The organism is Paenibacillus sp. FSL H7-0737, assembly GCF_000758545.1.
Classification (GTDB): Bacteria; Bacillota; Bacilli; order Paenibacillales; family Paenibacillaceae; genus Paenibacillus_AQ.
In genome coordinates, this window is sequence record NZ_CP009279.1 from 5,596,070 (window position 1) to 5,608,399 (window position 12,330).

General features: G+C 48.0%; 11 protein-coding genes. 1 reads left to right on the top strand and 10 read right to left on the bottom strand.

Annotated elements, in window-relative coordinates:
* Positions 1-6: 6 nt before the first annotated feature.
* The 6 genes from H70737_RS24465 to H70737_RS24490 all read right to left on the bottom strand — a co-directional run bounded on the left by H70737_RS24465 (position 7) and on the right by H70737_RS24490 (position 7,481).
* Entirely contained in the window at positions 7-534 is a 528-nt protein-coding gene (locus H70737_RS24465; protein WP_042191497.1) for a GNAT family N-acetyltransferase, read from the bottom strand.
* A 206-nt stretch (positions 535-740) separates the two neighbouring features.
* Positions 741-1,157, bottom strand: a complete 417-nt coding sequence (locus tag H70737_RS24470; protein WP_042191499.1) for a FliH/SctL family protein — start codon at positions 1,155-1,157, stop codon at positions 741-743.
* Between the two features lie 4 nt (positions 1,158-1,161).
* The gene (locus H70737_RS24475) at positions 1,162-1,464 is read right to left on the bottom strand and encodes a hypothetical protein (RefSeq protein WP_042130853.1); all 303 of its coding nucleotides are present in this window, start codon (positions 1,462-1,464) and stop codon (positions 1,162-1,164) included.
* Positions 1,461-1,805, bottom strand: coding sequence for an alpha-helical endospore appendage domain-containing protein (locus tag H70737_RS24480; protein WP_042191502.1), 345 nt, complete (start codon positions 1,803-1,805; stop codon positions 1,461-1,463). The genes H70737_RS24475 and H70737_RS24480 overlap by 4 nt, the downstream gene beginning before the upstream one ends.
* Before the next feature lie 24 nt (positions 1,806-1,829).
* On the bottom strand, positions 1,830-2,117 hold the full coding sequence (locus H70737_RS24485) for a hypothetical protein (protein WP_042191504.1): 288 nt from the start codon (positions 2,115-2,117) through the stop codon (positions 1,830-1,832).
* A gap of 204 nt (positions 2,118-2,321) precedes the next feature.
* The gene (locus H70737_RS24490; protein ID WP_231573343.1) at positions 2,322-7,481 is read right to left on the bottom strand and encodes a glycosyl hydrolase family 8; all 5,160 of its coding nucleotides are present in this window, start codon (positions 7,479-7,481) and stop codon (positions 2,322-2,324) included.
* 270 nt (positions 7,482-7,751) lie between these two features.
* Between H70737_RS24490 and H70737_RS24495 the strand changes: the two genes are divergently transcribed.
* Complete coding sequence (locus tag H70737_RS24495; protein ID WP_042194468.1) at positions 7,752-8,630, top strand: AraC family transcriptional regulator; 879 nt, start codon at positions 7,752-7,754, stop codon at positions 8,628-8,630.
* 178 nt (positions 8,631-8,808) lie between these two features.
* Here the strand turns inward: H70737_RS24495 and H70737_RS24500 are convergent, their stop codons facing one another.
* The 4 genes from H70737_RS24500 to H70737_RS24515 are packed head-to-tail and all read right to left on the bottom strand — an operon-like array spanning position 8,809 to position 12,144.
* Complete coding sequence (locus H70737_RS24500) at positions 8,809-9,540, bottom strand: sugar phosphate nucleotidyltransferase (RefSeq protein ID WP_042191506.1); 732 nt, start codon at positions 9,538-9,540, stop codon at positions 8,809-8,811.
* A 47-nt stretch (positions 9,541-9,587) separates the two neighbouring features.
* Entirely contained in the window at positions 9,588-10,325 is a 738-nt protein-coding gene (locus H70737_RS24505) for a glycosyltransferase family 2 protein (protein WP_042191509.1), read from the bottom strand.
* Positions 10,322-11,305 carry a glycosyltransferase family 2 protein gene (locus tag H70737_RS24510; RefSeq protein WP_156113183.1) on the bottom strand — a complete coding sequence of 328 codons (984 nt, stop codon included), beginning with the start codon at positions 11,303-11,305 and terminating at the stop codon, positions 10,322-10,324. The genes H70737_RS24505 and H70737_RS24510 overlap by 4 nt, the downstream gene beginning before the upstream one ends.
* On the bottom strand, positions 11,302-12,144 hold the full coding sequence (locus tag H70737_RS24515) for a glycosyltransferase family 2 protein (protein WP_331281393.1): 843 nt from the start codon (positions 12,142-12,144) through the stop codon (positions 11,302-11,304). The genes H70737_RS24510 and H70737_RS24515 overlap by 4 nt, the downstream gene beginning before the upstream one ends.
* Positions 12,145-12,330 lie beyond the last annotated feature (186 nt).

The following is a 12,330-nucleotide window of genomic DNA, read 5'->3' on the forward strand; positions in this document are numbered from 1 at the left end:
AGCTTCCTAACTATGTTCCGGTTTCAGCACCTTCTCGAATACTGGAAAGTTCGCCGTGCGGTTCGGAAAACCCACTTCACCTCTATGGTCATAACCAAGGCGAGGATAGATTTCCAATGCTCTAGTATTCTTCGCATAAGTATCCAGCCGAATACTTGTGTAACCATTACGCGCTGCGTAATCCTCCGCGAAAGCAATTAGCCTAGTCGCAATCCCTTTTCCCTGAATATGTGGATGAACTGCTAAACGATGCATAATCAGATGTGGCCCTTGATTTTGCTTCCACTCGATCTTCTTATATTCCTCAGAAGCATTCTCATCCAGTACAAGAATACCCGCGATAGCTTGATCTTCTTCACATACATATAAGGTACCCTGTGCGATATCCAGTTCGATAATCTCTTTATTCGGATAGCTCTCATCCCACTGGTCGCTTCCAGCGGCCTGCATAACTTGTACACATTTTGAGATCAATTCCATGATCTCTTCGATCTCATCCTGTCTAGCTTTTCTGATTCCATTTCCTACTTGCATCCTGCTATCCCCTCTTTCTTATCGACATCTGAAAACCTCTGAATAGATTCTCGTTTTAGAAGTCTATCATATTCGGAGACAAATTCCGATAGTAGGATGATTCCAGAGAGGATGCAATCCCTCTAAGCTGAGGGACACGAAAGATCAGAATAACACATCATAGATTAGATCTCCGGGTCCCTTCCTCTTAACTTACCTGCCGCTGCTCAATTAAACTCCAGCTTATGCCCGTCCTCGAAGCCCTTGGCGAAACCGGCGTCGAACCCCACGTTGTATGCTTCTGTGTACCCCTGCTGAAAGGCGTCTGCCGGTGGCGTTTCCGGCGAAACGCCAAGATCCGGGGGGAGCGGAATGACCTGCGGGGCAGGTGGAGCCTCGATAACCGGCACTACATGAACTGGTGCTTGTATAACCCTCACCTTTCGAACAAGCTTGCGGCGGAGTCTTCTTTTCTTTCGTACCAAAAGACCCTTCTTCGTCTTTCCATAACGAACGACTTTCCGAGCAAGTCCTCTGCGGGGTTTGCGGGCTAGACCTCTACGCACTTTCGTTTTCCGCGAGAGCAACAGTGTGCGTCTGCGGGTTCTGCCTGAACGTAATGTTCTAAGGCTCTTTTTCTTCATGCTTCTATTCCTCCTGTGCTCCATGATCTCTGGAGGTTCCTACGGCGTATGCCTTGCTCAGCCATGGCGCAGCAGGAATTCCCCGTTTCGGTTGATGTAATGAAATCCCGGACATCATCCGGCACATCGCGCTCTGATACCCACTTAAGATTCTGATATTGTCGCTCAATTTGCGGGCCGTCAGCTCAGATTGCCCCGTCAATTCGGCGATGCTCTCCAAGATGGCCGCCAAAGCAGCCTGACTGCGCGAAATGGAGCGGATCATCTCCAGCTTGACGGCATGTTCAGAGAGACGGTCCCCGCTCATTTGCTGTCTTCTCCAAAACTGAACCCATCACCTGACATGTCTCCAAAACCTTCCCCGCCACCATCATCTTCCCCACTGCCCAGCACTGCTTTTAAATTGCTGTAGAGTCCATTCTCCAGTTTAGTCAGCCCTTCGACCATTTCCACGATAACTTCGTGAATGGAGAGGGATTCCTTCAGCTGCTCTTCATGAGATTCGAAAGCTCTAGCGTGGATATGATGTTGTGCCCACTGTTTTACCTTTTCAGCTTCAACCGCCTTAGCTTCCAGAATCATTGCAATGTTCCACTGGATAGTGGCGGTCGACTCCAGCATTTGCAGATAAGCCTTTTCTCTGCTCATCATCCGCCTCCTGCTCCTATAGCGTTACTCTTCTTCTTGGCCGTTCAATTCCTTAATTACTCTGCCTACCCCTTCAGCCATCGCTTCTTCCAGATCTGCAAGTGCATTCAAGTAAGCAATAATATTCTTGTTTACTTGAGTTGAGCTTTCGATCATCCCGCTGATACCGTCAAAACCGGGATCTGCATCTGGCAGATCGTGGACAATTTGCGACATACGGACAGCCACGTGGCGCTCGGCATCTAGTATCCGCGCCATCTGTTCGTGCGTATGGGCCATGTGCTGCAGGACCTTGGTTATTTTATTCTGCACCTTCATGTCTCCTTTGCTCAAACGCCCTGCTACAGCATATGCGGCAGAAGCCGGGACGGTGCCGAGGATATAAAGGCAAGTTACTTCTCTAAACAAGTGGATTGGCGGACTCAGGATGCTTTAGAAAATTGCAACAGGCCGTGTAAATGGAAAATAAAAGGCCAACAGCCCGGTCCATTTGGAACGGGCTGTCGGCCTTTTGGATTAATAATATTTATTGATGATTCTGTAAATGAGAACCGCCGTTTCGGCGCGGGTTGCAGCTTCCGTTGGATGGAGCAATTTCCCGTCACCAAGGGCAATGCCCTCCCTGACCAGTACGGCTGCTGCCTTTACGGCATAATCAGCCACTTTGGAGGCATCCGCAAATTTGCCAAGGTCGGAGATGGAACCGGTCTCCGCTAATTTTCCTGACTTCTGCAATGCTCTTACGATGAATACCATCATATCCTGCCGGAAAATCTCTGCTCCCGGATTGAACCTGTTGCCGCCAACTCCGCTGGCAATGCCCAATTGTTTGGCTATTCCCAGCGCTTCATAATAGTATGCGTCCTGATCGGCATCCGCAAAGCTCACTTCAAACCCAGCCTTTAAATCAAACGCTCTGACCAGAAGCAATATAAAGTCCGCTCTTTTCATCTTGGCGCCCGGTTCAAAGAAAGTACTCGACGTCCCCTGAACGATTCCTTTAGCCGCCAGAGCTTCAATAGCCTCTTTGGCCCACAAATGACTGCCGATATCACTGAAAACAGATTTCTTTGGCTGCAGTTCCGGTGTTGGTGCCGGTGTTGTCGACGGACCTTCACTTGGCTTCGGAGCTGCCGGCGTTGGCGTTGGAGTCGGGTTACCACCTCCACCGCTGCCCGAGCCACCGTTCCCGCTGGCCTTTAATGTAGATACGATTCTCACATTGCTTATCTTGGACGTATTTCCTGCTGCATCAACAGCTATAATATAGTATTTGTACTGGGTATCCGCAGATAAACCGCTATCTCTGTATTCTGTTGCCTCCAGGGTCTTGATTTCAACGTCATTGCGGTAAATCCTGTATCCCGTTACTCCCAAATTATCCGTGGAAGGTGTCCATTTTAGATCAATGGCAGAGCTGGATACCGCTTCCGCTCTCTCTATTGTTGGTTCCATGGGAGCCTCAGTATCAACGATGGTTGGTGTCCACCAGTTGCCGGATGCCACAATCATGCTGAGCAGACGCAGATTATTGCCAAAATATAAATCGTCTTCGGTAGAAAACGCCGCATTATAATCCCATAATTTATTCAGCCACTCCTGATTGGATGAATCGATCATGGCGCTGACCATCATCGGTGCGGAGAAGGAAGTGTCTGCATAATCATTGATTGCTTCTGTGCCGTCCAGCTTATATCCCGCAAGGATCTTGGCCGGATCATTATCCGCCTTGGCCCGAATCCAGCGGTTCAGCGTGCTGAGCTGCTCTTTAGCCCGGTTATCACCTGTCAGGAGATAATCCGTACTTATCCGCCAGGGAATACGGGAAGAGTTGTAGTTGTAATCCCCGTCATTTTCCGATTCCAGGAAGTATCCATCCGGGGTATCCCATATTTTCTGGCTTACCGGTTTGTATTGCCCATCCGTATCATCCTTGAATACAAAATCCGGCAACAAACCGGCTTTGGGACTGTAATTTTCATACAGACTATTAATGATGTTGTAGGTCTTATCGGTAACACGATCCCAATTGGGGTCTCCGGATACATTTTTAAAATCTTTCAGATGCTGCAGCATAAAATCGGAAGGACGTGTAGCATTGCCGAACATGGAATCATTGTCACTGACCCAATCCGCCAATTTCAATGTCCACTCGGAATGGTTGACATCGCTTTTCATAATAGCGTTGATTACCTTTTTGGCCTGGGACAAGTAGTTAATTTCCCCGCTGCTGCCCCATTGGCTGTCGGCAAGCAGAAGAGCGTAAGCAATATCCATATCGCCGTCGGTTGCCGAATCCACACCATTGATATCAATAATTTCGGTGCCGGTATCCGCTTGCTGCCATGCCATTAAATCGGGATTGATTTCACTTGGATGTGCTCTGAAATAGCGATACATCCCGTCAAAATACTTCTTAGCCTCCGGATCATGACCCGCGAGCAAAGCGGTAATCAGCATTCCGTAGCCATGCGCTTCTGAAACTGTAATCTCGTTATTCTCAAACCAATCTCCGTCGCTATACCACACGTAATACTGGTCTGACTGATATGGATTTTGTTTCAGATATTTTGTTTTCCACTCGTTATATAATCTGCCCACCGTAGCGTCTAGTTGGGCCTGAGTCAAGTGATTCGGCTTAATGGAGCCGGCCACATAAGACGTATGCTGCGGAAATGCCTTATGGACACCCTCTCCAGTGGATGAAGGTTTGGTCTTTACTTGAACGGTATTGCTCGCCAGCGATTCCTTCTCTTCTGCATTATAGGCCTTCACAGTATAACTATAGGCCGTATCCGGAGTTAACCCGGTATCGCCGTAGGATATTTCCTTCGTCGTGCCGACCTTGCTGCCGTTGCGGTATACGTTGTAGCCCGCTGCCTGAATATTGCCGGCCGATGCCGTCCATTTCAAGTTGATTTGGTAAGGAGAAACCGCAGTTCCTTTTAAATCTGAAGGTGCTGAAGGCGGCTCCGACTCGCTTGGACCTTCGATTGTACTGACTTCGACCGGATCTGAATTGATTCTTGTGCCGACCGCTTTGACAATAAATTCATATTTTTTCTCAGGATTGATATCATCTACCGTGTAGGTGTATTCCGTTTGACCTTCCGCTGCTGGCACATATATACTCCAGTGTGTCTTCACCTTGTCATTCTTCTCATAAATCCGGAATCCTCTTACAGGTTCTGTACTTGCGGAAGGTGCACTCCAGGTCAGAACCGCCTTGCTGCCGTTCAATTTCACCTTCACCGCTTCCGCCGGGTCCGGTTTGGTGTCCGTTCGCTTGATCCCATATTTGTCATATGCTTTTAGGCCGTCGCCAACGGTGTCCGGCTGATTCTCATCCGCTACGGCTGCGGTATATGCTGTAAAGGAAAGCACTCGGTCTGTGATGGAAACATCCGTAAACATCTTCTTCTCCGGCTGTTCGTCGATGGCTGCAAAGTAATCATCATAAGGAACCGGATTCCCGTTTTCGTCCTGAATCTCGCGGGGTTCTCCATTCTCATCCAGTTCATATTGATTGTTCTTATAATAGAATTTATTTCCGAATGCATTAGACATAAGATAGACCGTGCCTTTGGGGTTGAGCGCATTGCCCTCTCCATCAAATGTCAGCTTCTCCTTGGGAATAACTTCATCATTGTACATTTGGAAGGATCTCATATACATATGATCATGGGCCTCGAACACCATATCGATGCCCATCTCGTCAAAGGCAGGAATCAGGTATTTCTTGTAAAACTGGACGCGATCGTCTTCCCATTGTGCAGAGTTGTCGCCTGCTGCATAGGGGCTTTTGTGAAAAGTAACAAACTTCCACTTCTTGTCGCTGCGGGCGACCGTACTCTTCATCCAGGCCACTTGGTCCCAGAATTGGTCATCCGCCCATTCCACATCTTTCCCATTCTCTGCAAGTGCCCCCGAATACTGCGAATTGAAGACAAGATAGAGTGCATCACCGTATTCAAAAGAATACACAGAGCCTTCATGGGTATCCGCAACAACCTGTTTCGGCAAGTTGAAATGGTTGTAGAAGTTGTTATTCGGTGTCGTCTCGTCTCCGTCATAATCCATGACCTCATGACCGCCAAGTACAGGCACATATGGCACTTGCAGCAATTGATTCTGAGCTGCTCCGAGCATCCATTGCCACTGCTCCTCCAAATCACCGTTATCCACCAGATCTCCGGCGCTGATCAGGAATTTAGGGTCGCCTATATAATCAACTGCTTTCCGGAAAGTATCACCCCAAGGCTCAAAGTCAGACTTGCTGGAAGCCTGTGAATCGGAACCGGCGATAAAACGGAAAGGCTGGTGGCCGGCAGCATCGGTAGTGAACGAGCCGATAGAGCTCCAATCACCTGATTTGCCGTTACCTGCCCGAAATTTGTAAGCTGTTCCCGGTTGAAGCTGGTCTGCAATGACTTTATGACTAATAAATTTCGTTTTATGGTTCGTACTTCTGTCGCTTTTACTCATAAAGGTCTCAATTTCTTCGGCCTCTCCCTGATAAGTCAAAGCCCCGTTCTCCGGGAAAATGTTCCCCATAACCTTTGAGGCTTCTATAACCTGTACCACGGTATCCGTCATTGCATCCGTGTACCAGGCCAAAGCAATGCTCGTCTTTGGATCTCCGTTAAATGTCATATTGATGGATTTTGGAGCAAGAGGCGAATCCTGAACGCCAAAACTCCAGGAAACTTCCCGAACTAGCGGCACAAGATCTGCCCCCTTGATAAGCTCCTTGGGTATAGTTACCGTGTAAGACTTCCCATAAGTCAACGGAGGATGGTTTATCCGCAAAGTATCTCTGTTTAAGACTTCAAGTGTAACCCCATCAACCGGTTGATCGTTCTCATCGGCAAATCGGACAGCATAACCCGGATCAAGGGCAATGGCCTTGTTGAATTTGATTTCAACGGGAGCTTCGGGAGATACATTTCCAGAACCGTCTGAAGGCTGCTGGACAAGATCTACGGTAGGAATGACAGGTTCTTTCCCCGGGATCGGCTCGCCGGACACCTTGATATTTCGGATTCTACTGGAACCTGAACCCCCTATGCCCTCATCATTCCCCCTGGTGTTGCTATCGGAGCTGACGATCCAGCGAATATATAATATTTCCCGATCATTGCTGTTCGGAAGGGGAGTATTCACCAATCTGCAGGTATCTCCCGGGCAATCAAAACTGGAGACGGCCATTTTAAGATTCGTATTCGACACATCCTCCCACGTTTGTCGGTCTACACTCGTCTGCACTTTAAAATCACGCGGACCTGACCCGGATGAATTTTGCTCAGAGGATAAGGTGATCTTCTCAAACCCGGTTGTAGACACGGTAGCAAGCCAATACTTTTTCCCGTTTCCATTGTCCCAGCCCTGATAGCTGATCGCTTTCTTGCTTACATCCACATCCTCGAACACACCGCCTACATTGCGAAAAGTAGAAGCTGTCTCATAGATGCCGTATGTAGCCGAGATTACCCCCACATTTTCAGCGGCCTCATCAAACACCCATTCGGCAATCGTCTTTACACCGGTTATTGAATCTGAACCGACAGCATCTGGTGCTGGTGCAGCATTTGCAATCTGGAATGGCAGCAGTATAAGCACGAGCAACAAAGAAATGGATTGGTGCAGCCTTCTTTTCAAATGACCCTTCTTTTGCACTCTCGTTCCCTCTTTTCGCAGATAATAGTTTAAGCGCTTTAACTTTCACTTGCAGCGGACCCTGATTTTCTTTTCCCCTCCTTAAATACGATTTATATGTAAATATAGCGCATTCATTTCTATTCAATCTCTGCATATTTTGTTATTGTTAATGATTTTCTACTTTTACCGCTATTTAATTTCTATCCTGTTCAACAGGTCAATGAACGTGATACGATTGATTCAGGTATGGATCATGTTTCTGCGAGGATCATTCCCGCCGGATTGGAGATGACACCCCTGGAAATCAACTTCTATAAGTCTGATCCCTTTCACATTAGCCGAGAGAAAAAAAATGTCTCAAGTATGCCTTCAAATCATTATCACGATGCTTATGAAATTCTCTACTTAGTGTCTGGAGAGCTGTACTATTTTATAGAAGACCGAACCTTTCAAATCGTCAGCGGGGTTTTATTGTTCATTAACGCTAATGACCTGCACAGACTAATTAATGTAAATGGTACGATGTACGAAAGAGTTACTTTATTGTTTAAAAGGGAGTTCCTTCGCGACTTTTTTGCGGACAGCCCTCTTCCATGCGACCTCTTCTCCTGCTTTCACTCCAGATCAAATGCGATCAAGTTAAGCGGCAACGACCAGATCTTTGTCGAGAATCTTTTTAGCAAATTGATTCATGAAGACACCAAGAGACCTCCAAATTTCGACTACTATCGGAAAATCCTGTTGATGGAGCTGCTGATCTTCATCCAACGAAAAAAGCTTCCGGATCAAAACGAGCATTTTGTAGAAACGAACCGGACCCATAAGAAAATTTCCCAAATCATCCATTTCATCAACGGTAACTTCGCTGAGCCTCTGTCTCTGGAATACATATCGGACAGGTTCTCCATAAGCACCTCCCATTTAAGCCGAACGTTCAAGGACACAACCGGTTTTACTTTCAGCGAATATGTAAATAACACCCGCCTCAAAGAAGCCCGCTCTCTGCTGCAGGACTCCAAATTAACCGTTTCGGAAATCGCTGAGCGTGCAGGATTTGGTAACCTGACCCATTTTGGAAGAGTATTTAAAACCATGACCGGAACCTCACCGCTCAAATACCGCAAACAGAACCGGGTTGATGAAGATAATATCTCTACGCAAGCTTGAGATCAGCTCCTTCGTCCGGACTGCTGCGCTAATCAAGAAAAAACGGGAGCCGTCCATAAGGACGACCCCCGTTTCTCGTAGAAATATAAGCAAAGTATGGTGAAGGATATACTTTCTTATAGTTTATAAAAAAGGAGTGCCCGACCCAAGGCCGGCCACTCCACGTTACCGCTGCCACTTATGGCAGTGCATCCTTCAGCTTCTCTCCCGCCTCCCGCAGAGACTGGAACGTCCCCGCATCGCTCCACCAATCCTTGAGAACATCATAGCTGAGCCTGCGGTTAGCAGCATATATATTATTTACATCGGTAATCTCCAGTTCCCCCCTCTTGGAAGGGGATACTTGGCGGATGATGTCAAACACAGCTTCATCGTACATATAAATACCTGTTACGCAAAATTTGGTCTTGGGATGCTCAGGTTTCTCTTCGATATAAGCAATCCATGCGGAATCTTGACTATCGAACACGGGAACACCGTATCTACGTGCGTCGTCCACCGGCTTCAGCAATACCTTGGCTGTACCTTCAGGCTGCCGGAGATAGCTCTCCACGTAAGGTGTCAGATCATCCATAAACAGATTATCACCAAGCAATACGACAAACCGTTCCCCAGGGAAAATGAATCCTTCTGCTAAATCGAGAGCCTCTGCAATGCCTCCAGCAGCTTCCTGAATCTTATAAGTCAGAGATACACCAAATGCTGCACCGCTGCCTAAAAAATCCGTATACAGACCAGCAGATTGCTTACTGATGACCAGAAGAATGTCGGTAATCCCTCCCCGGCGAAGCCGATCTATGCCGTAACAGACCATAGGATATTTGCCGACCGGAAGCAAATGTTTGTTCATAAGCCGGGTCAGCGGTTGAAGTCTGGATCCTGTTCCGCCCGCCAGTATGACTCCTTTCACTTACTTTCCTCCTCTTTATCTAAGTCCTTTGCCTTCGGATCTGCACTTTATATGAAACTCGTTGGATCCACATTCCATTTGTTCATAAAAAGCTTACGATTTCGTTCCACCAGCTCCTGCAGCCCGGTGTGATATACCTGCTTGAAGCTCGCACTTCCTTCATGGTGTACAAGGCAATCCCCTGCGATGAGCAATCGGTATCCCTTTAGCCTGGCGCGATAACAATAGTCATCATCCTCGTAATGTCCAGGTGAGTATCTCTCATCCAACAGACCTACGGAAGTAAGTAGCTCTCTTTTGAATAAAAAACATAATCCTACCAAACGTTTAGTCTCCAACCATTTTTGAGGATTGGAACGGTTAGTTATCTCTGCAGCCTTATGAAAATCTAACAGACTTTCATAATCAGTCTTCACCTGTTGACGTCCACTCGCATAGTTTGTCACTGGCCCAACAATACCAACTTCAGGAGCACTATATAGCGATCTCTTCAGATTAGTTAACCATCTATGGGAAACCACCACATCATTATTCAGCAGTAACAATTCATCCCCTGATGCTAGCAGTAGACCCAAATTGCAGGCGGATGGAAAGCCTCGATTCTCAGGCAATGAAATAAACGTTATACGATTCGCGCGGCAATAGGCATCCGTTCCATCTGATGAAGCATTATCTACAACGATGATCTCGTAAGGCAGTGGAGTATACGCACGTATCGATTCCACACAGGACCGCAGCAGTGGTAACGCGTTGTAGGTCGGAATAATAATACTAGTCATCGTCATATCCGGTTCCTCCAAGCGGCTACTTGTCTGCGGTATTCACGCTGCGTTTCGCTATTAAGTAGGCCCCCATCATCTCGACGGGAAAGCACCTCAAGGAGAGCCTCTGCGTGATCCCCTATGATCAATTTCTCCACAGCATTTCCAGCGCCTATGTTCGCTTGACGCAGCCGATTATGCTTAATCACATTCACCGTTCCAACTTTCTCCACCCTTAGCTTCTCTAATACAGAACGAGCTTGGGCTTTAGGAGGAACTATTAATTCACGGTAGCCTATAGTCTCAAGTGCTCTCCGGGAAAGCGCGTGAGGGACAGCCGTCATAGAGCTAACTCCGAGATCGTACCGTCCAAGAGCATAATTCAGAAACAGCTTGCTGCGAGTAACATCATCGCATAATCCAAAAGAAGGCATCAGTGGATCCAAATCATTAAGAGCCACGTCAATTCCACCATCTACAGCAGCTGTGAATAATCCGAGCTGAGATGCAGGGATAACCATATCTCCGTCCAGGAAGAGCAGAATATCTCCTCGACTCAGCTTCGCACCAATAGCCCGCCCTACATCATGTCCAACTGACTCCGGACAATGCACAACTATAGCTTGACGATGTTGTCTGGAAATGGGAAAGCTGCTATCGCTGCAACCGTTAAGCACGACGATAATTTCAGTAGGTCCCAAGAGCGATACCTGTTGCAGCAGACGTCCCAAGGTCTGCTCCTCGTTACGCGCGGAGATAATAACTGACAAGGTCCCACGTAAGCTCGGTAAATTCAGCAATTCGCGACCTACCTTTGATTGCCGAGACAGAATCGGTGGCCGAGCGGTAGGGATGCCTCTTTTTACCGAACGATTCGCTACCCTTTGGCGGGGTGCCAGTGTTGTTTTGGCCTGACTAGATGCTGAACGTTTCTTTACCGTACGAGTTGCTGTTCCTCGTCGAACGGCAGAGCTACCAGATACTTGTAACAGAGCAACCATCATCTCACCATCTCTCTGCGCCGGGTTCCGTCGCTGAACCCCGCCCTGATTCCCCGGTGTTCAAGCAAGAGGGATACAGCCTCCATATGATCTGCTGTAATCAACTGCTGCAAAGGATCTGTGCCATCTTCCTTACGTCTGACCGCATTCAGTTTCCCTACATGCACTTTGTGAGCAGCTACCACACGTAAACCACTCAGAACTGCCTGAGCATGTGCCAGAGGGGGACGAGATAATGATTGACTCCCTAAGATTTCAAGCGCTCTTCGGCTGATTGCGTGCGGAACCGCCGTCATCGAACATCCTTTTAGATCCGGACGGCCAAGCAAAATATTAAGTGCATGTTTGGAAAGCACCACCGGATGGGGCGAAAGTCTCCTTACCGGTCCGGAATAATCATTAAGCGCTATGTCTGCGCCACCACTAATGGCGGTGACGAAAGGACGTAGCCCCGAGGCAGGAATCACTAAATCTCCATCGGTAAACAAGAGAACCTCTCCCTTAGCTACCTCTGCTCCGACACTGCGACCAGCGTCGTGTCCCAGCGGCAACTCATAGGAAATAACATGCGCACCAAGCGAAAGGGCAATTTCTGCCGTTTGATCGGCTGATCCGTTGACGATTACAATAACCTCGCAGCGCGGATGGACCCTTCTAGCTCCGGATATCACTCCCGCAATGGTCTTCGCTTCGTTCATGGCAGGAATAATAACCGAAACATAGGGATTTGGATGGTTAACGATAGGGATTGCGGCGACTTGCCGCACTGGGCGTGAAGTCCGCCGTTTGATCCGAGAGACCCGCCGTCCCGTGCGGCGGGCAGAAGTACGTTTGGGCTTCATGCTCATCCACCTTCCTTACAGAGCCTATTCGTCAGGCTGAGGGTTACATCACAGTTTATGTACTACGCCGAACAGGGTAACGGCCTTTGTCTCCTGTCATGTGGAAAACAGGACAAATGTACTCACCCTCTTAATTGCTAGGAGGACAACACAACAAAAAGCGCAGCCATCGGCTGCGCTTAGCAT

Bases quoted from the DNA above. Each gene is read 5' to 3' on its own strand.
- H70737_RS24465 (WP_042191497.1), bottom strand. From the start codon at position 534: ATGCAAGTAGGAAATGGAATCAGAAAAGCTAGACAGGATGAGATCGAA.
- H70737_RS24470 (WP_042191499.1), bottom strand. From the start codon at position 1,157: ATGAAGAAAAAGAGCCTTAGAACATTACGTTCAGGCAGAACCCGCAGA.
- H70737_RS24475 (WP_042130853.1), bottom strand. From the start codon at position 1,464: ATGAGCGGGGACCGTCTCTCTGAACATGCCGTCAAGCTGGAGATGATC.
- H70737_RS24480 (WP_042191502.1), bottom strand. From the start codon at position 1,805: ATGAGCAGAGAAAAGGCTTATCTGCAAATGCTGGAGTCGACCGCCACT.
- H70737_RS24495 (WP_042194468.1), top strand. From the start codon at position 7,752: ATGACACCCCTGGAAATCAACTTCTATAAGTCTGATCCCTTTCACATT.
- H70737_RS24505 (WP_042191509.1), bottom strand. From the start codon at position 10,325: ATGACGATGACTAGTATTATTATTCCGACCTACAACGCGTTACCACTG.
- H70737_RS24510 (WP_156113183.1), bottom strand. From the start codon at position 11,305: ATGATGGTTGCTCTGTTACAAGTATCTGGTAGCTCTGCCGTTCGACGA.
- H70737_RS24515 (WP_331281393.1), bottom strand. From the start codon at position 12,144: ATGAAGCCCAAACGTACTTCTGCCCGCCGCACGGGACGGCGGGTCTCT.